Below are 17,963 nucleotides of genomic sequence, written 5' to 3' on the forward strand. Positions count from 1 at the left end.
GACGTCGTTCGGGGCGATCGGGCCGATTGAAGGGCGATAGCCTCGGCACATGTCGTTCTCTGACCTGCTGCTGTGGCTGCACGTGGGATTCGCGATCTTCGCGATCGGGCCGCTCACTGCGGTGACAAGCGTCACCCCTCGCTACATCCGCGCGCGCGACCTCAACGTGCTGCGCTATCTCAACCGCTCCACCCGGCTGTTCGGGCTGCTGACGCTGGGCGTGTTCCTCTTCGGCATGCTGCTGGGCGGTGGCGTACTGGGCCGGCCCTACCTGTCCGCGTCGATGACGCTGTTCGTCGTGGCGGCGGTGCTACTGATGATCATTGAGCGTGATCAGCGCACCGCGATTCAGGCGCTGTCCACCGAGACCACGGAGGACGACGCCAAGGTGCAGACCGGGCGGATCGCCGCGCTCTCCGGCATCACCGCCCTGATCTGGCTGGTCATCCTCGCCCTCATGGTCTTCTTCAACCCTTAAACGATTCCCGCTTTCCCCCTGTGTCCGGTAGAACGTCTTTGGCCGAAAATGGGGGAAAGAGGATCGGGTGCACCTTACGTCGCGACGTCGGGCGACCTGGGCGCTGGTCGCCCTCGCCGTCGGCGCCTTCACCTATGTCACCGCCGAACTGCTGCCCATCGGACTGCTGACGGTGATGGCCGCCGACCTGCACCGGTCGCAGGCCGAGACGGGCCTGCTCGTCACCGGGTACGCCGCGGTGGTGGTGCTGGCGTCGCTGCCGCTCACCCGGCTCACCCACCGGGTGCCGCGGCGCACGCTGCTGATCGTCACCCTGGGCGTGTTCGTCGCCGGGACGCTGCTGACCGCGGTGGCGCCGAACTATCCGGTGCTGCTCGGCGGGCGACTGCTGGTCGCGGCCACCCAGGCGCTCTTCTGGTCGGTCGCGACCCCGGCCGCGGCCGCGATGTTCCCCCCGGAGTTCCAGGGGCGGGCCGTCGCCCGGCTGTCGATCGGCAGCGCCCTCGCGCCCGTCCTCGGCGTGCCGACCGGCACCTGGCTCGGCCAGCAGTTCGGCTGGCGCACCGCGCTGGTCCTGACCGCCGCGGTCGGCCTCGTCACCTGCGTCACCATCGCGACGCTGATGCCCGGCGGCCGGCGAGCAGGGGCCGGCGCGGACGGCCACGGGCCGGACCGGGGGGCGACCCCGGACGTCCGCCGTTACGCCCTCCTCATCATCGCCACCGTGATCGGGGTGGGTGGGTACCTCACCGCATTCACCTACATCACTCCGTTCCTGCTGGAGTTCAGCGGCTTCGCCCCGGCCGCGCTCAGCCCGCTGCTGCTCGCGTCCGGGATCGCCGGCGTCGGCGGGACGATCGCGATCGGCCGGCTGATCGACACCAGGCCCCGTACGGCGCTGCTCGCGCCGCTGACCCTCATCACCGGCGCGCTGCTCACCCTGTACGCCTTCGGGGCCGTACGCCCGGTGGCGGTGGCGGCCCTCTGCGTCACGGGCCTGTCGTTCAGCGCGCTGGCCGCCGCCATCGCGAGCCGCGGGCTGCAGGTGGCCCCGGGCAGCACGGACATGGCCTCCGCCGGCACCGGCTCGGCCTTCAACGTCGGCATCGCGGGCGGCTCGCTGCTCGGCGGCGCGCTCATCGACCACACGGGCGTCCGGAGTGTGACCGTGGCCGCCGCCGTGCTGACCGCGGCGGCGCTCGCCGTCCTGCTGTGCGAACGGTGGCTGCCCGCCGCCGGTTCCGCCACGCCGGGCCGTGCCGCCCCGGCGCGGAGCGGAAGCTAGGGAGTTTCCTGGCGCCTCAGCCGAGGGCTTCGGAGAGGTCGGCGAGAAGGTCGTCCACGGTCTCGATGCCGACCGACAGGCGGACGAGATCGGCGGGGACCTCCAGCGGCGACCCGGCGGCCGACGCGTGGGTCATCCGGCCCGGGTGCTCGATCAGCGACTCGACACCGCCGAGCGACTCCCCGAGCGTGAAGAGCCTGGTCCGGTTGCAGATCTCGACCGCGGCGTCCTCACCGCCGGCGACACGGAACGACACCATGCCGCCGAACCGTCGCATCTGCTTGGCCGCGACCTCGTGCCCGGGGTGATCCGGCAGCCCCGGATACAGCACCTGGGTCACCTTCGGATGCGACAGCAGCAGGTCGGCCACCCGTTCGGCGTTGTCGCAGTGCCGGTCCATCCGTACGCCCAGGGTCTTCAGGCCGCGCAGGGTCAGCCACGCGTCGAACGGCCCGGCCACCGCGCCCATCGCGTTCTGGTGGTAGGCGAGCCGCTCCCCCAGTTCGGCCGAACCGGCGACCAGCGCGCCGCCGACCACGTCGGAGTGGCCCCCGACGTACTTGGTCGTCGAGTGGACCACCACGTCGGCGCCGAGCGCCAGCGGCTGCTGCAGGTACGGCGAGGCGAACGTGTTGTCCACCAGCAGCAGCGCATCCACGTCGTGGGCGACCTCCGCCAGCGCGGCGATGTCCGCGATGCCCAGCAGCGGGTTGGTGGGGGTCTCCACCCAGATCGCCTTGGTCTCCGGCCGCAGGGCCGCGCGCACAGCGTCGACGTCGCCGACCGGGACCGGGTCGAAGGACAGGCCCCAGCCCTCCAGCACCTTGGCGAACAGCCGGTAGGTGCCACCGTAAGCGTCGTCGGGGATCAGTACATGGTCGCCGGGCCGGCACACGGTGCGAAGCAGCGTGTCCTCGGCCGCCAGGCCGGAAGCGAAAGCGAGGCCGCGGACACCGCCTTCCACGGCGGCGATCGCCTCCTCCAGCGCGGTCCGGGTCGGGTTCGCCGATCGGCTGTATTCATAACCGGCCCGCAGCCCGCCCACGCCGTCCTGCTTGTAGGTGGAGACGGCGTAGATGGGCGGCACAACGGCACCGGTGTGCGGGTCAGCCTCCTGGCCCGCGTGGATGGCCAGCGTTTCGAAGCCATGGTTCATGCCGTCGAGACTAGCCGCCGCAGGGGCCACACCCTACGCGAGCGGCCCCGCCTGCCCGACAAGCTCTGACGGTTGCCCGCACGGCGACGTCGCCGGATGCCGCTCGACCATACTTCTTCTTGACCATCTACTCCATTAGCCTATAGTGCTATTAGCGTAGATAAATGGAGGAAGTAGTGATCGAGTTTCATCTGGACGGCAGGTCCGGCGTCTCGCCGTACCTGCAACTCGTCCAGCAGGTGCGGCACGCGCTGCGGCTGGGCCTGCTGCGTGAGGGCGACCGACTCCCGACGGTCAAGGACGTGGTGACCCAGCTGGCGATCAATCCCAACACCGTGCTCAAGGCGTACCGGGAACTCGAACACGCCGGACTCGTCGCCGCCCGCCCGGGTGTCGGGACGTTCGTCACCCGGACGCTGACCGACGCCACGCTCGCCGCGCACGGACCGCTGCGGCAGGACCTGCGGCGCTGGCTGGACAGGGCCCGCCGGGCCGGTCTCGACGACGAAAGCATCGAGGCCCTGTTCATGACCACCTTTCGGACCACCGCCAGAGAGGACATAGCGTGACCGCCGTCTTGCGGGCCCGGCAGCTGGGCAAGAAGTACCGGCGGGGCTGGGCGCTGACCGGCTGCGCGCTGGACATCCCGGCCGGGCACGTGACCGGCCTGGTCGGGCCCAACGGCGCGGGGAAGTCGACGCTGCTGAACCTGGCCGCCGGGATGCTGGCACCGACGACGGGCACGATCGAGGTGTGCGGCGGCATGCCCGGCAGCGGCCCGGCGCAGCTGGCGAAGGTCGGCTTCGTCGCCCAGGACACCCCCACCTACGCCGGCCTGACCGTGGCCGACCACCTGCGCCTCGGGGCCAGGCTCAACCCGAACTGGGACGACGCCCTGGCACACCGCCGGATCGAGCGGCTCGGCCTGGACCCGGGCCAGCGGGCCGGGAAGCTGTCGGGCGGTCAGCGCGCCCAGCTCGCCCTGACCCTGGGCATCGCCAAGCGACCCGAGCTGCTGATCCTGGATGAGCCGGTCGCCGCCCTGGACCCGCTCGCCCGGCGGGAGTTCCTGCAGGACCTGATGGAGGCCGTCGCCGAGCACGGACTCAGCGTCGTGCTCTCCTCCCACCTGGTCGCCGACCTGGAGCGCGTCTGCGACCACCTCGTCGTACTGGTCGCCGCGCAGGTGCAATTGGCCGGAGAGGTCGAGGATCTCCTGGCCGCCCACCACCGGTTGAGCGGGCCACGCCGCGATCCCGCCACGCTGCCCGCGGACCAGCAGGTCATCTCCGCCAGCCACACCGACCGGCAGACCACGCTGGTCGTCCGCACCGAGGCGCCCATCCTCGATCCGGCCTGGACCGTCAGCACGGTCGGCCTGGAAGACCTCGTCCTGGCCTACATGAGCCGTCCCGCCGAGGCCGGCCCCGGCCGCCGCCCCACCCTGGAGGTACTGCGGTGATCTGGCTGACCTGGCGGCAGTTCCGCGCCCAGGCCGCGGCGGTGTACGGCCTGCTCGCCGTGCTCGCCGCCATCCTCGTGATCGCCGGGCGGCCGCTGTCCGGCGTCGTGCGGCTCACCCCGGCCGACAGCAGGCTGTACTACGCCGGCATCGTGGTGACGTACCTCCTGCCCGCCGTCATCGGCGTCTTCTGGGGCGCCCCGCTGGTCACCCGGGAGCTGGAGGCCGGCACCCACCGCCTGGTGTGGAACCAGAGCGTCACCCGGGCCCGGTGGATGGCCACAAAACTCGCCCTCACCGGCCTGGCCGCGGTGGCCGCGGCCGGGCTGCTCAGTCTCGTGGTCACCTGGTGGGCCGGTCCCGTCGACGCCGCCAGCCAGCCGTCCACGGTCCCGGTCGGCGCCGACATCGGCACAGACGTGCCCGACGCCGAGTCCTTCGCCGCACGGATCTCACCGCTGCTGTTCGGCGTGCGCGGGATCACGCCCGTCGGCTATGCCGCCTTCGCCTTCGTGCTCGGTGTCACCGCCGGGATCCTGCTGCGCCGCACCGTGTCCGCCATGGCCGTCACCCTCGCCGTGTTCGCCGCCGTCCAGATCGCCGTGCCCTTCGCGGTGCGCCCGTACGTGATCCCCGCGGCCCAGCAGACCGTCACGATCACATCGGCGAACATCTCGAAGCTGGGGGTGAACAGCTCCGGCGAGGTGGAGGAACTGGCCGTGGCCGGACCACGGGGAGCGTGGGTCCTGGGCAACGAGACCGTCGACGCCACCGGACGGGTGGTCACGGCGCCGTCCTGGGTGGCGGCCTGCCTGCTGCCACCGATGCCGTCGGAGCCGCAGGGGCGGGCTTCCCCGTCCGGTCCGGTGGCCGAGGCCGACCAGGAGTGCCTCACGAAGCTCGCCGACCTCGGTTACCGGCAGCGGGTGACCTACCAGCCCGCCGACCGTTTCTGGGCCCTGCAGGGGACCGAGACAGCGATCTTCCTCGCCCTCTCCGCCCTGCTGGCCTGGCTCTGCCTCCGATGGATCCGCAACCGCGTGTCCTGACCGGTCCCCCTTCACGTTGCCATCCCCCTTTTCGAAAGGACCGCTGCCTCCATGAGCCATGCGATCGAACCGCGTCATGCGGCCAGGCGACACGACCGCGGCGACCTGGCCGCCGTCACCGGCCTGCTCGCCGTCGTGGCCACAGCCGTCTGCGTGTCCGCGCCCGCCTCGGCCGCGTCCGCCTCGGCCGCGCCTGCCGCCGTCACGCCCACGGCCGCGCCGAGCGGCCCGCCGTACCTGCCCAAGCCGACCGGCGCGCACCCGGTCGGCACCACGGCCCTCTACCTGAAGGACGCCTCCCGCCCCGACCCGTGGGTTCCCGAGATGAAGGCCAGGGAGCTCATGGTCTCCCTGTGGTACCCGGCGAAGTCACCGGGCCGCCACCGGGCGCAGTACATGACTCCGAAGGAGTCCGAGCTCCTGTTGAAGGACGGAGGGATCACCGGAGTGCCGCTGGATCTGCTGAGCAGGACACGGACCAACGCCTTCACCGATGCCCGGCCGGCCGGGCGCAGGCACGAACTGCCTCTCGTCGTGCTCTCCCCCGGCCATTCCAAGCCCCGGTCCGAGCTCACCTCGCTGGCCGAGGACCTGGCCAGCAGGGGCTACGTGGTGGCCGCGATCGACCACACCTACGAGAACGTCGCCACCACCTTCCCCGACGGACGGGTGACCACCTGCGTCACATGCAAGATCAAAAAAGACCCGGCATGGTGGGAGGAGCTGGTGAACAGCCGGGCGGCCGACGTCTCCTTCGTGCTCGACCAGCTCACCGGGTCACACCCGAAGTGGAAAGGCGCCCGGCTGATCAACCGATCCCGGATCGCGATGGCCGGCCACTCCGTCGGCGGAGCGAGCGCCATCCCGACCATGATCGAAGACTCCCGCGTGCGCGCCGGAATCGACATCGACGGCTTGACGTACGCCCCGATCCCGGACAGCGGGCTGTCGCGGCCGTTCCTGTTCCTGGGCAAGCCGTCCTCCTACACCCCCGGATCCGGCGAATCGCAGGCCGCGAGCTGGGAACGTGACTGGAAACTCATGACCGGATGGAAGCGCTGGCTCCTCGTGACCGGGGCCGCGCACACCTCCTTCACCGATCTCGGCGTGCTGGCCGACCAGTTCGGCATCGACCTCGGCGCCGACATACCCGGCGCCCGGTCCATGGAGATCACCCGCAGGTACGTCGCGGCCTTCTTCGACCTGCACCTGCGCCACAGGCGCCAACCTCTGCTCAGCAAGCCGTCGGCCCGCTACCCCGAGGTCGAGCACTGCTCAGTCGAGACGAAAACCTGCCGGTAGCCGATCGGGGCATGGAGCAGCTCCCGGGCCGGCTAATGGTTGGCGAGGAAGGCGAGGAGGTCCTGGCGGGTGATCAGGCCGACGGGCTTGCCGTCGTCGAGCACCACGGCCGCGTCGGCCTTCTGCAGCGCCTCGACCGCCCGGGCCACCGGCTCCCCAAAACCGATCATGGGCAGCGGCGCGGACATGTGGTCGTCGAGCCGGTCCTCCGAACGCACCTTGCCGCGGTAGAGGCCCTCCAGGAGGTCCCGCTCGACGATCGAGCCGACGACCTCGGCCGCCATTACCGGGGGCTCCTCCTTCATCACCGGCAGCTGGGACACCCCGTACTCGCGCATGATCGAGATGGCGGTGCCGACCGACTCGTGCGGGTGCACGTGGACGAACTGCGGCAGCCCCGACTTCTTGCGGCCGAGCACGTCACCGACCAGCCCGTCCTCGCTCGAGGTGGTGAGGAACCCGTAGTCGGCCATCCACTCGTCGTTGAAGATCTTCGACAGGTACCCGCGCCCGCCGTCCGGCAGCAGCACCACGACGACGTCGTCCGGCCCGGCCTTCTGGGCCACCCGCAGCGCCGCCACGACGGCCATCCCGCACGATCCACCCACGAGCAGCGCCTCCTCCCGGGCCAGTCGGCGCGTCATGAGGAAGGAGTCCCGGTCGGAGACCGCGATGACCTCGTCGCAGATCGTCGCGTCGTAGGTGGCCGGCCAGATGTCCTCGCCGACGCCCTCCACGAGGTAGGGGCGGCCGGTGCCACCGGAGTAGACCGATCCCTCCGGGTCCGCGCCGATGATCTTCACCTTGCCGCCGGAGACCTCCTTGAGGTACTTCCCGGTGCCGCTGATCGTGCCGCCGGTCCCGATGCCGGCGACGAAGTGGGTGATCCGTCCCTCGGTCTGCTCCCAGATCTCCGGGCCCGTCGAGTGATAGTGGCTGGCCGGGTTGTCGGGGTTGGAGTACTGGTCCGGCTTCCAGGCGTTCGGCGTCTCCCCGGCCAGCCGGTCGGAGACCGAGTAGTACGAGTCCGGATGGTCGGGCGAGACGGCGGTCGGGCACACCACGACCTCGGCCCCGTACGCGCGCAGCACGGCGATCTTGTCCTGGGCCACCTTGTCCGGGCACACGAACAGGCAGCGGTAGCCCTTCTCCTGCGCGACGATGGCCAGCCCGACGCCCGTGTTGCCGGAGGTCGGCTCGACGATCGTCCCGCCGGGCCTGAGCGCGCCGCTCCGCTCGGCGGCCTCGATCATCCGCAGCGCGATCCGGTCCTTGACCGAGCCGCCCGGATTGAAGTACTCCACCTTGGCCAGCACCTGGGCGGGCGCGCCGGCCGCCACCTTGCGCAGCCGGACGAGCGGCGTGTTGCCCATCAGCTCGACCAGCGAGTCGTGTACGCGCACCGAGAAGACCACCTTGATTACCGAAGCTTTGTCAGCCTGCCCGCCGCCGAAGTCCCGTAGGGGTGGCCGGGGCTCGGCTAATTTCTCTCCCAAACCGTACCGCCAGCCGAGGGGAGAACCGTGTTCTGGACGTCGGGAGCGGCCCGTGCCGCACGGCGCATCGCCACCGCCGCCGCACTGGGGGGTGGCGGCCTGACCGCACTCGGCGCGCTCACGTACGGGCTGCTCATCGCGGAGGCGATGGTCGCCCGCAAGATCGTCGGCCGGCCGCACGGCGAGACCGGCCCCGCCTCGGACGGCGTCTACGGACCGTTCCCCGGCGACGCCGTCCCCGGGGAGCCGATCAGCATGGTCATGCTCGGCGACTCCACCGCCGTCGGCCTGGGGCTGACCGACCCGGCCGACACCCCCGCCGTCAACATCGCGCTCGGCCTCGCCACCGTCGCCGAGCGGCCCGTGCGGCTGCACGTGTACGGCGAGTCCGGCGCCGAGTCGGTCCACCTGGACGGGCAGGTCGACCGGGCCATCGAGGAAGGCCCCGACATCGCCGTCGTCTTCATCGGCGCCAACGACGTGACGAGCGCGACTTCGCCGGCCCGTGCCGTACGGCACCTGCAGACGGCGGTGCGGCGGCTACGCGAGGCCGGCGCGGAGGTGGTCGTCGGGACCTGCCCCGACCTGGGCACGATCCGCCCGATAGCCCAGCCGCTGCGCTGGGTGACCCGGCGCTGGTCCCGTCTGCTCGCGGCCGCCCAGACGGTCGCCGTCATCGAGGCGGGCGGCCGGACCGTGGCCTTCGCCGACCTCCTGGGGCCCGAGTTCGAGGCCAACCCGGCCGAGATGTTCGGACCTGATCGTTATCATCCATCTGCCCAAGGTTACCTACAATCCGCTTACGCGGTGCTACCGTCTGTATGCGCCGCGTTGGGGTTCTGGCCCGAGTCGGAACCCCTGCGCGGTAAAGGATCGCAACTGGCGGCAATGGCCGTAGAGGAACCCGGCACCGAGGTCACCGCGACCCGGGGCGCCGGCGAAGCGGTCGGCCCCCCTGGACGACGGGCTGCCCTGCTGCGCCGACGGTCTGGGCCGCTGTCGAACGGCTGAGTCCGACTACTTTCCGCGGCCAGGCCATGACCCCCTGTGGCACCCCTCTGTAGGAGCGATATGACCCGGCCCCACCCGAGACCCGTTCTGACCCTCACCACCACCGTCCTGCTGGCAACCGGGGCACTGGCAGGCTGTTCCGGCGGTGACGCGGAAGCGGACCACCCCACCTGGGATAACGCGCAGGTGAACGCCGTCAGCCGCGCCACGATGGGCGCCGGCGTGGCGGCGGCCACCTCGATGAAGCCCGACGGCATGCTGGAGACCGTGGTCCTCGACCTGGCCAGCGGCCGGAAGCTGTGGGCCCAGCCGACGACGATGACCGGCCGCCTGCCGGGGATGGGGGTGCAGGCCCCCGCCACCGTCGAGATCGGCGGCGGCCGGGCCGTGGTCGTCGCCCTCACCCCCTCAAGCGACCAGAACAACAAGGACAACCAGGACAAGGACAAGCAGAGCAAGCAGCGGGCCACCCTCACCGCCAGGGACGCGCGCACCGGACGCCAACTGTGGACCCGGCCCATCCACTCGACCTTCGGCCCCCAGCGCTGCGGGCCGTACGTCTGCCTCTCGGAGGACACCGAACTCTCGTCGGCCCGCATGGTCGTCCTGGAGCCCCAGACCGGTAAGACACTGTGGCGGCTGCCCGGCATCTCGGAGGTCGAGTGGTCGGACCGCAACCGCGTCGTGCTGCTGCGGCTCGCGTCCCACCCGGTGGTCGAGGCGCACGACCTGAAGGACGGCAAGGCGGTCTGGCAGCTCCCGATCGAGCAGGCCCTCGGCCCGGGGGTCGACCTGTCCGGCGGCTGGGCCTTCGGCGCGACCGGCGACAAGCTCGTCGGCTACGTCGCCCCCTACACCAATCCGCAGACCAAGGAGACCTCGACGTTCGGGCTGTTCTCCGTACGTCTCGCGAACGGCGTGGTCGACTGGATGCGGCCGTCGGTGGTCCGCGTCTACCCCAGCGGCAACCCGGCGTTCGCGCCGGTGGTCCGTCCGGTGGACGAGCAGGGGCAGTACGGCGGCTTCGCCCGGCTCGACGCGGAGACGGGACGGGTGCTCGGCCAGATCACCCCGGGGCAGGTGCCGGGCTCGGGCTGGTGGCTGGCGTTCCCTCGGGGCATGGACAAGCTGGGCTTCCTCAAACGGGACAAGGCCGGCTCGGTCTTCGATCTCTCCAGCGGGGAACCGACCCCGGTGAAGGGGGCCAGCGGGTGGTCGTTCTGCGTGACCGACCCCAAACCGCTGCCGCTACGCGGGATGACCCCCGGGTTCTACTCGATCGCCGCGCTGTGCGAGTTCGACCTCGCCACCGGCAAGCGGATCACCTCGTCGTCCGCGCCGCCCACATGGTTCACCGGCAGCCAGGGCGGCTGGCGGTTGTGGCGGGACGAGAAGGGCGCGATGCACGCCGTCAAGGACGGCACCGCCACCACTCCCGGCATGTACGGGTGACCACCCGAAGATTGTTCCGGACCAAAGGGTAACCTCCTGCCAAGAAGGCCACCGGAACCGGTGGCATAGAAGCAAGGGGAGGGCCACATGCCCGAGGCAGTCATCGTGGCGACCGCGCGGTCGCCGATCGGCCGCGCGTTCAAGGGGTCACTCAAGGACGTCCGTCCCGACGACCTGACCGTCCAGATGATCCAGGCCGCGCTTGCCAAGGTGCCGCAGCTCGACCCGCGTGACGTGGACGACCTGATGCTCGGGTGCGGCCTGCCCGGCGGCGAGCAGGGCTACAACATGGCGCGTGTGGTGGCGGTGCTGCTCGGCCTCGACAGTGTGCCGGGCACCACCATCACCCGTTACTGCTCGTCCTCGCTGCAGACGACCCGGATGGCGTTCCACGCGATCAAGGCGGGTGAGGGCGACGTGTTCATCTCGGCCGGGGTTGAGATGGTCTCCCGGTTCGTGAAGGGCAACTCGGACTCACTCGAAGACACCAAGAACCCGGTCTTCGAAGAGGCACAGTCACGGACGGAAGAGGCCAAGAAGGGCGGTGTCCCGGTGTGGCATGACCCGCGCGAGGACGGCGTCCTGCCCGACGTCTACATCGCGATGGGGCAGACCGCGGAGAACGTGGCGGCCCTGAAGGGGGTGTCACGGCAGGACCAGGACGAGTTCGGCGTACGGTCGCAGAACCTCGCGGAGAAGGCGATCGCGAACGGCTTCTGGGCCGGCGACATCACCCCGGTCTCGCTTCCCGACGGCAGCGTGGCCGGCAAGGACGACGGCCCGCGCGCCGGGACGACGTACGAGGCCGTCTCCCAGCTCAAGCCGGTCTTCCGCCCCGATGGCACGATCACGGCCGGCAACTGCTGCCCGCTGAACGACGGGGCGGCCGCGGTGATCGTGATGAGCGACACCAAGGCAGCGGAGCTGGGGATCACGCCGCTGGCGCGGATCGTCTCGACCGGCGTCACCGGGCTCTCCCCCGAGATCATGGGTCTCGGACCGGTCGAGGCCTCCCGGCAGGCGCTCGCCCGGGCCGGGATGTCCATTGGCGACGTGGACCTCGTCGAGATCAACGAGGCGTTCGCCGCCCAGGTCATCCCGTCGTACCGGGAGCTCGGCATCGACATCGACCGCCTCAACGTGAACGGCGGAGCCATCGCGGTCGGGCACCCGTTCGGCATGACGGGCGCCCGCCTCACTTCCACGTTGATCAACAGCCTCCGTTTCCACGACAAGACCATCGGTCTGGAGACGATGTGCGTGGGCGGCGGCCAGGGCATGGCGATGGTCCTGGAGCGGCTCGCCTGATCGGTGTTCTGTCAGCCGTGGTGGTCCGGGCCGGCGCGGGTGGGCGTGATTCGAATGATCACCCGCTTGTCCCGGACCATCGCGGAACGGTAGTCGTCCCAGTCGGGGTGCTCCCCGCTGACGCGCCGGTAGTAGTCGACCAGATGGTCCATCGCCTCCGGCAGCGAGATGATCTCGGCGGTGCCCTCGACCTGGATCCATGGACCATAGAAGGCGTCCGTCATCACGGTGAGGAACGTCTGCGGATGCTTGCGGAGGTTGCGGGTCTTGATCGCGGTCTCGCGGCTGCTGACCACGATGTACCCGTCCTCGTCGCAGCCGACGGTGACCGGTGACGTCTGCGGCCGGCCGTCCGGGTACCAGGTGAGCATGACGGCCCGGTGGTTGGTCCGGACGAACTCACGAGCCTTGTCTAGATCCATAACACAATGATGCGCTCGCACCGGTGATGGTGCGAGCGCATCATGTTCGAGCCGGGGTCGTGGTCCGTTCCCTAGGACTCCCTAGGCCCTCCGCCGACGCTCGTGCTCCTTGACGATCGCCGCCGCGTAGCCGTGGCTGATCCCGTGTTCGTCGGCCAGCCACTTCGCCCGTTCTTCACAGCGTAGGAACGATGGACCGTTGTCAATGGTTTGGAACCACTCTGGGAGGTCGCGTCCGGTGATGGACGAGACGCGGGCGATCAGCTTGGTCTGTGTCTCCGGCGAGTGGTTCAGCGACATGGGCACCTCCACGAAAACGCTGCTTTGTGTCACCCTGCATCACCGACTCTCGCTTGACAAGACCCTGACGTCATCAATTTGTTACAGGATGTTGATCGAAGGTGCCGATGCCTTCCAGCTCGTCCTGGTATGACGCCATCTGCTGTGGTTCCTGGGGCGGGGAGGTCAATCGCTGCTGGTGAAGTAGCTGATGAAGCGGAGGATTTCCAGGTAGAGCCAGACCAGGCTCAGCGTCAGGCCGAACGCCAACAGCCAGGAGTAGCGCTCGGGCACGCCGGCCCGTGCGCTCTGCTCGATGTCACTGAAGTCGAGGAGCAGGAAGAAGCAACCGAGCAGGATCATCGCCACGCTGAAGATCCAGCCCATCGGGCTGTCGGTGCGCAGCCCGAGGCCTCCGCCGACGAAGAAGCTCGCGATCCAGTTGAGGAGCATGAGGCCGACCGCGGCGAACCCTGCGGCGATCACGAACTTGGTGAACTTCGGCGTGGGCCGGAAGATCTTGAGTGCGTAGACTGCCAGTGTGCCGCCGAAGGCCACCATCGTGCCGACGACCGCCTGCAGGACGATCCCCTTGGCGATGAACTCGTCCGCGATGTGGCTGATGATGCCGATCGCGACGCCGTAGCAGACGGCGTAGCCGAGGATGAGCGCGGGGTTCGTGCTCTGCTTGAACGAGACGACCAGTCCGATGACCAGTCCGACCAGCGCCGCCGGGACGGCGAGAGCCGGAGGCAGGTCGAAGTACCACGCCAGGGCCGCCGAGACGACCAGCGTGCCCAGCGTCATGAAGCCGCGCACCACGACGTCGTCGATCGTCATCGTCCGCCCGGCGGCCGGCGGAGCGTACGACGGAGCGCCGTACATGGCGTTCAACTGTTCGACGCTCGGCGCGGGGGTGGACCAGGTCCGCTGACCGCCCGCCCCACGTCTGCTGAATATGGGGTTCCTGCTCTGCATCGCTGCTCGCCTCCAGGACGCGATTCGCTGATCAGCCTCTCGCACGGCTTTATCTGGGGATGTTGCCCGGGGAACGACACGCGCACAAGTCCTGCCACTCCACCACGCCGTCCAACGGTCAGCGTCCGCTTCCGGTTCCCAGGCCCCCGCCCACACTATGGCAGAGGTAGCCAAAGACGGCCCTTTCCTTTACCTGAAGCAGTCCTGGCTGGTGCCGACTCCTCATCGGCCGCCTCAGGAAATCGTTGCCTGCCAGCGGAAACGTGTGCCGATCCCGGGTGCGGCCACCGCTTCGGCCGACGGTCAAACTAGGACGCTTCCTTTACTTGATGTATTCAAGTCTAGTGCTAGCGTGACGGTTACAGATGGGGAGATGAGGCACCAAGCTAGGAAAAACACTGAATACCGGAACCCCGTCCCGATCTCGTCATGGAGTGCAGCAACCGAACCGTCGGCAAGATCGTCGCTCCCGGCCCGAATTCCGGGTAGGTCCAGGTCGAGTCGCACTGGCGAGGCGGTAGGCGTCGAGCATGTCCCGGCCTGTCACAACCGGCATCGTCGGGGTAGCGAGCACACCGTCAGGAGGACGTCGGATGCGAGTCATCCAATCACCATCGGAGCATATGCGGTTATCTGCCCGCCACATGCGCCCGCAGTCCCTCCGCGGCTACATCACGGCCTTCGCCACCGTGCTGGCGGCGGTGCTGATGATCCTGGCCGCCGTGCTCGGAGCAATCGTGACCCACCATGCGTTGCTCTTCGCTTCCCAGGCCGTCATCGTGATCGCGTTGACGGGCTGGGGCGTGTGGAAGGTGGCCGGCCGCACCCTCCGGCCGATGGAGACCATCCGCGCCGATCTCGCCGCCATCAACGTACATGACCTGAGCACGCGGGTGCCCGAACCACGGGGGGAGGACGAGATCGCCAAGCTCGCCCGCACTGTGAACAGCACGCTGAGCCGCATCGAGCAGGCCAAGGAGATCACCATGCGCACACTCCAGTCTCAGCGACAGTTCGCCGCCGACGCCTCCCACGAGTTGCGTACCCCCCTGGCCGGGCTGCGGGCGCAGCTCGAAGAGGCGAGGCTCCATCCGGACCAGACCGACGTGCGGGAGATGGCCGAGCTCGCCCTGCGCGACGTCGAGCGACTACAAGCGATCATTTCCGACCTGCTCCTGCTTGCCCGGGTGTCGACAAGCGGGCCCGCCGAGCGACGGCCCGTCGATCTGACCGAACTGGTGCAGGACGAGGTCTGCCAGCGAGGAGGCCGGATCCAGCCGCGACTGAGCCTCGAGGCGGATGTCATGGTCAATGCCGTCCCCGGTTACCTCGGCCGGCTGCTGGGCAATCTGCTGGACAACGCCCAGCGGCATGCGACGAACGCCATCGAGGTGACGCTGCGCAGGGAAGGCCCCGACGCGGAACTGATCGTCCGCGACGACGGCGAGGGCATCCCCTCGGAGGAGCGCGAACGGGTCTTCGAGCGTTTCATGCGGCTCGACACCGCGCGCAGCCGGGACCGCGGCGGCACCGGACTGGGCCTCGCCATCGCCCGCGACATCGCCGTCTCGCATGGCGGCAAGTTACACGCGGAAGCCTCGCCACTCGGCGGCGCCGAATTCGTGCTCCGCCTTCCCCTCATGGCACCGCCTCTCGGGTCGCACTCCACCGCCGTCGACAGCGCCACGCCCCGCTGCGACAGCCGTACGCGAGGGCCCGGCCGACCTCACCGGGCCCGTCCCTGACCGGTACGGCACCGAGCCATCTGGGCACCCCCGAAAAAGCCCGTGATCTCGCCGCCGAGGTCACGGGCTCTTCCTTGGAGCGTCAACGCGAGTGCCCCCGGTGGGACTCGAACCCACACCACAGCCCTTTTAAGGGGCTTGCCTCTGCCATTGGGCTACGGGGGCGTCGCGATCATATGTCAAGGATCAGTCATGTGTAACCGGTTGTGGCTTAGGTCGTGTTTCAAAGCCACACCTTGCTCACCCGACCCGGCCGGGACCGCGCCCCGCGCTCGTCACGCGGGCCCGCCGGAACGTTGCGAAGCAGCCCATAGGAGCACTTCTAGGACGTCTTCACCTGGGCGGCGGCCTGTCCCCCTTTCCTGGCCGCGGCAGCCCGGAACACGTCGCGCGGGTGCTCGATCTCGCCCAGCGAGATGGTCTCCCTCTTGAAGAACAGCGCGAGCGTCCAATCTGCCACTACCCGGACCTTTCGGTTTAAGGTTGGCACTCGCGACAGATGGTACGTTCTGTGCATAAACCAGGCAGGAAAGCCACGAAGCTTCATGCCGTAGACGTTCGCGACACCCCGGTACAGGCCGAGACCGGCGACCGATCCGGCATACTTGTGCCGATAGTCCTTCAGCTTCTGGCCGCGCAGGTAGGCCGTGATGTTGTCGCCGAGAACCCGGGCCTGCCGTACGGCGTGCTGGGCGTTGGGCGCGCAGTAGCGGCCGGCGTTGGTGATGTCGGGTACGCCGGCGATGTCGCCGGCCGCGAAGGCCCCCTTGACCCCGGCGATGGTCAGCCGGGCGGTCGTCTTGATCCGCCCACGCTCGTCGAGAGGCAGGTCGGTGGAGTCGACGACCGGGCTGGGCTTCACCCCGGCGGTCCACACGATCGTCGCCGACTCGAACTCGTCGTCGTCGGAGGTCTTGACGAGGCCGCCCACACAGGAGTTCAGCCGGGTCTCCATCTTCAGCTCGATGCCGCGTTCGCGGAGCTGCTCGGCCGTCCACTCGCCCATTTCCGGGCCGACCTCGGGCAGGATGCGGTCGCTGGCCTCGATGAGGACCCAGCGCAGATCGCTCTTCTGGATGGCCGGGTAGTACTTGATCGAGTCCTCGGTCATGTCCTCGAGCTCGGCGAGGGCCTCGATGCCCGCGAAACCGCCGCCGACCACGACGAAGGTGAGCGCGCGGCGGCGCACGTCCGGGTCGTCGGTCGAGTCGGCGCGGTCGAGCAGGGCGAGGACCCGGTTGCGCAGCGCGATGGCCTCTCCGATGGTCTTGAAGCCGATCGCGGCGTCGGCCAGGCCGGGGATGGGCAGCGTGCGCGAGATCGAGCCGGCCGCCATGACGATGACGTCGTACTCGATCTCCCGTGAGTGACCGACGGCCGGTTCGAAGACCAGCGTCCTGGCCGCGTGGTGCACCTTGGCGACTCTGCCGTTCAGGATGCGGACCTTGGGCAGCACCCGGCGGAGCGGGGCCACAACGTGGCGCGGGGAGATGTTGCCCGCCGCCGCCTCGGGGAGGAACGGCTGGTAGGTCATGTAGGACTGCGGGTCGATCAGCGTGATCCGCACGCTCCCATCGCGGAGCTCCGCGCGTAGCGTGCGCTGGAGGCGCAGGCCGGTGTAAAGGCCCACGTATCCACCGCCGACGATGACGATGTGCTTCGGCTTGCGGTTCATCATGCTCCCGCCCTCCTTTGTGAATCCATTCACAAGCTTAGGTCACGAATTGACATCCGCGCCAGCCCACCTCGGGGGAAGTTGCATGATTTTTCTGATAAACAAGCAAGATGTCGGGTTTTAGCAGGTAGAAGATCTGTAGAACTTCCGTCCGTGACCGATTTCACACTCGTGAAGCAGTTCACAAGCTCTCGCCGCGTGCGAGCTCGACGGCCCTGGCGAACACCGCGTCGAGCATCTCCGCCGTGACCCGGCCGGTGAACGTGTTCTGCTGACTGGGGTGATAGCAGCCGAGCAGCGTCACCGAGGCCGTGCCGTACGAGATGGGGACCTCCACCCCGTGCCCGAAGCGCGGCCGGCGCGGCGGCAGCGTGAAGCCGGCCTCCCGTAGCGCGGGCCAGACCGCCTGCCAGGCGAAGCCGCCGAGCGCCACGATGACCCGGGTCGACTCGGCCGTCATGGCCAGCTCCCGGGCCAGCCAGGGGAAGCAGGCGTCCCGCTCCTGCGGGGTCGGCTTGTTCGCGGGCGGCGCGCATCGGACCGCCGCCATCATCCGCGCCCCGATCAGCCGTTGCCCGTCGCCCGCGTGGGTGCTCGTCTCCTGGGCCGCGAGGCCGGTGCGGTAGAGCGAGGCGAACAGCCAGTCACCGCTGCGGTCCCCGGTGAAGATCCGGCCCGTACGGTTCCCACCGTGCGCTGCCGGGGCGAGCCCGACGATGAGCGTGTGCGGCCGGTCGTCGCCCCAGCCGGGGATCGGACGGCCCCAGTAGGTCTCGGTGGCGAACGCCCGCCGTTTCGTGTCGGCGACGGCCTCCCGCCACTCCACCAGCCGGGGGCAGGCCCGGCAGACCGACTGGCGGGGGGG

General features: G+C 69.5%; 17 protein-coding genes and 1 tRNA gene. 10 read left to right on the forward strand and 8 right to left on the reverse strand.

All coding sequences use genetic code 11. From position 1 onward, the window contains the following. Window positions 1-49: 49 nt before the first annotated feature. Complete coding sequence (locus Mth01_RS26055; protein WP_204018597.1) at window positions 50-478, forward strand: hypothetical protein; 429 nt, start codon at window positions 50-52, stop codon at window positions 476-478. A gap of 67 nt (window positions 479-545) precedes the next feature. After that, window positions 546-1,763 carry an MFS transporter gene (locus tag Mth01_RS26060; protein WP_204018598.1) on the forward strand — a complete coding sequence of 406 codons (1,218 nt, stop codon included), beginning with the start codon at window positions 546-548 and terminating at the stop codon, window positions 1,761-1,763. Window positions 1,764-1,779: 16 nt separating this feature from the next. Here Mth01_RS26060 and Mth01_RS26065 read toward each other — a convergent pair whose 3' ends face one another. Further along, window positions 1,780-2,919, reverse strand: a complete 1,140-nt coding sequence (locus Mth01_RS26065) for a cystathionine gamma-synthase (RefSeq protein ID WP_204018599.1) — start codon at window positions 2,917-2,919, stop codon at window positions 1,780-1,782. A gap of 164 nt (window positions 2,920-3,083) precedes the next feature. On the opposite strand from Mth01_RS26065, the gene Mth01_RS26070 reads away from it, so the two are divergent. From Mth01_RS26070 to Mth01_RS26085, 4 genes are read left to right on the forward strand one after another with little or no spacing between them, the layout of a single operon-like run. Next, window positions 3,084-3,488, forward strand: a complete 405-nt coding sequence (locus Mth01_RS26070) for a GntR family transcriptional regulator (protein ID WP_204018600.1) — start codon at window positions 3,084-3,086, stop codon at window positions 3,486-3,488. Continuing rightward, complete coding sequence (locus Mth01_RS26075) at window positions 3,485-4,381, forward strand: ABC transporter ATP-binding protein (protein WP_204018601.1); 897 nt, start codon at window positions 3,485-3,487, stop codon at window positions 4,379-4,381. Before Mth01_RS26070 ends, Mth01_RS26075 begins: the two co-directional genes overlap by 4 nt. Next, window positions 4,378-5,430, forward strand: a complete 1,053-nt coding sequence (locus Mth01_RS26080) for an ABC transporter permease (RefSeq protein WP_204018602.1) — start codon at window positions 4,378-4,380, stop codon at window positions 5,428-5,430. The genes Mth01_RS26075 and Mth01_RS26080 overlap by 4 nt, the downstream gene beginning before the upstream one ends. A gap of 51 nt (window positions 5,431-5,481) precedes the next feature. Next, window positions 5,482-6,732 (forward strand): alpha/beta hydrolase family protein, encoded by a 1,251-nt coding sequence (locus Mth01_RS26085; RefSeq protein ID WP_204018603.1) that lies wholly within the window; start codon window positions 5,482-5,484, stop codon window positions 6,730-6,732. A gap of 32 nt (window positions 6,733-6,764) precedes the next feature. On the opposite strand, the gene Mth01_RS26090 is transcribed toward Mth01_RS26085, so the two are convergent. Continuing rightward, window positions 6,765-8,135: a cystathionine beta-synthase gene (locus Mth01_RS26090; protein WP_204018604.1), complete on the reverse strand. Its 1,371-nt coding sequence runs from the start codon at window positions 8,133-8,135 to the stop codon at window positions 6,765-6,767. A 120-nt stretch (window positions 8,136-8,255) separates the two neighbouring features. On the opposite strand from Mth01_RS26090, the gene Mth01_RS26095 reads away from it, so the two are divergent. From Mth01_RS26095 to Mth01_RS26105, 3 genes are all read left to right on the forward strand, one after another. Next, complete coding sequence (locus Mth01_RS26095; protein ID WP_204018605.1) at window positions 8,256-9,239, forward strand: SGNH/GDSL hydrolase family protein; 984 nt, start codon at window positions 8,256-8,258, stop codon at window positions 9,237-9,239. Between the two features lie 60 nt (window positions 9,240-9,299). Further along, a complete protein-coding gene (locus tag Mth01_RS26100) occupies window positions 9,300-10,691 on the forward strand; it encodes an outer membrane protein assembly factor BamB family protein (protein WP_204018606.1) in 1,392 nt (463 codons plus the stop codon). A gap of 87 nt (window positions 10,692-10,778) precedes the next feature. Next, window positions 10,779-11,999 carry an acetyl-CoA C-acetyltransferase gene (locus tag Mth01_RS26105; protein WP_204018607.1) on the forward strand — a complete coding sequence of 407 codons (1,221 nt, stop codon included), beginning with the start codon at window positions 10,779-10,781 and terminating at the stop codon, window positions 11,997-11,999. 11 nt (window positions 12,000-12,010) lie between these two features. Here Mth01_RS26105 and Mth01_RS26110 read toward each other — a convergent pair whose 3' ends face one another. From Mth01_RS26110 to Mth01_RS26120, 3 genes are all read right to left on the reverse strand, one after another. Next, window positions 12,011-12,421, reverse strand: a complete 411-nt coding sequence (locus tag Mth01_RS26110; RefSeq protein ID WP_204018608.1) for a PPOX class F420-dependent oxidoreductase — start codon at window positions 12,419-12,421, stop codon at window positions 12,011-12,013. 81 nt (window positions 12,422-12,502) lie between these two features. Beyond that, a complete protein-coding gene (locus Mth01_RS26115) occupies window positions 12,503-12,721 on the reverse strand; it encodes a DUF4287 domain-containing protein (protein ID WP_204018609.1) in 219 nt (72 codons plus the stop codon). Window positions 12,722-12,886: 165 nt separating this feature from the next. After that, the gene (locus tag Mth01_RS26120; RefSeq protein WP_204018610.1) at window positions 12,887-13,678 is read right to left on the reverse strand and encodes a Bax inhibitor-1/YccA family protein; all 792 of its coding nucleotides are present in this window, start codon (window positions 13,676-13,678) and stop codon (window positions 12,887-12,889) included. 644 nt (window positions 13,679-14,322) lie between these two features. Between Mth01_RS26120 and Mth01_RS26125 the strand changes: the two genes are divergently transcribed. Continuing rightward, complete coding sequence (locus Mth01_RS26125; protein ID WP_204018611.1) at window positions 14,323-15,423, forward strand: sensor histidine kinase; 1,101 nt, start codon at window positions 14,323-14,325, stop codon at window positions 15,421-15,423. Between the two features lie 92 nt (window positions 15,424-15,515). Here the strand turns inward: Mth01_RS26125 and Mth01_RS26130 are convergent. From Mth01_RS26130 to Mth01_RS26140, 3 genes are all read right to left on the reverse strand, one after another. Continuing rightward, window positions 15,516-15,588 (reverse strand) — tRNA-Leu (locus Mth01_RS26130). Window positions 15,589-15,745: 157 nt separating this feature from the next. After that, the gene (locus tag Mth01_RS26135; RefSeq protein ID WP_204018615.1) at window positions 15,746-17,098 is read right to left on the reverse strand and encodes an NAD(P)/FAD-dependent oxidoreductase; all 1,353 of its coding nucleotides are present in this window, start codon (window positions 17,096-17,098) and stop codon (window positions 15,746-15,748) included. Window positions 17,099-17,279: 181 nt separating this feature from the next. Continuing rightward, on the reverse strand, window positions 17,280-17,963 hold a 684-nt coding region (locus tag Mth01_RS26140), incomplete at its 5' end, for a uracil-DNA glycosylase (RefSeq protein WP_204018612.1).

The sequence above is a fragment of the Sphaerimonospora thailandensis genome (genome assembly GCF_016863115.1).
Taxonomy (GTDB): domain Bacteria; phylum Actinomycetota; class Actinomycetes; order Streptosporangiales; family Streptosporangiaceae; genus Sphaerimonospora; species Sphaerimonospora cavernae.

Excerpts from the sequence above, each read along its gene's own strand:
- Mth01_RS26055 (WP_204018597.1), top strand. The coding sequence starts at position 50 with ATGTCGTTCTCTGACCTGCTGCTGTGGCTGCACGTGGGATTCGCGATC.
- Mth01_RS26065 (WP_204018599.1), bottom strand. The coding sequence starts at position 2,919 with ATGAACCATGGCTTCGAAACGCTGGCCATCCACGCGGGCCAGGAGGCT.
- Mth01_RS26070 (WP_204018600.1), top strand. The coding sequence starts at position 3,084 with ATGGAGGAAGTAGTGATCGAGTTTCATCTGGACGGCAGGTCCGGCGTC.
- Mth01_RS26085 (WP_204018603.1), top strand. The coding sequence starts at position 5,482 with ATGAGCCATGCGATCGAACCGCGTCATGCGGCCAGGCGACACGACCGC.
- Mth01_RS26100 (WP_204018606.1), top strand. The coding sequence starts at position 9,300 with ATGACCCGGCCCCACCCGAGACCCGTTCTGACCCTCACCACCACCGTC.
- Mth01_RS26105 (WP_204018607.1), top strand. The coding sequence starts at position 10,779 with ATGCCCGAGGCAGTCATCGTGGCGACCGCGCGGTCGCCGATCGGCCGC.
- Mth01_RS26110 (WP_204018608.1), bottom strand. The coding sequence starts at position 12,421 with ATGGATCTAGACAAGGCTCGTGAGTTCGTCCGGACCAACCACCGGGCC.
- Mth01_RS26115 (WP_204018609.1), bottom strand. The coding sequence starts at position 12,721 with ATGTCGCTGAACCACTCGCCGGAGACACAGACCAAGCTGATCGCCCGC.
- Mth01_RS26120 (WP_204018610.1), bottom strand. The coding sequence starts at position 13,678 with ATGCAGAGCAGGAACCCCATATTCAGCAGACGTGGGGCGGGCGGTCAG.
- Mth01_RS26125 (WP_204018611.1), top strand. The coding sequence starts at position 14,323 with ATGCGCCCGCAGTCCCTCCGCGGCTACATCACGGCCTTCGCCACCGTG.
- Mth01_RS26135 (WP_204018615.1), bottom strand. The coding sequence starts at position 17,098 with ATGAACCGCAAGCCGAAGCACATCGTCATCGTCGGCGGTGGATACGTG.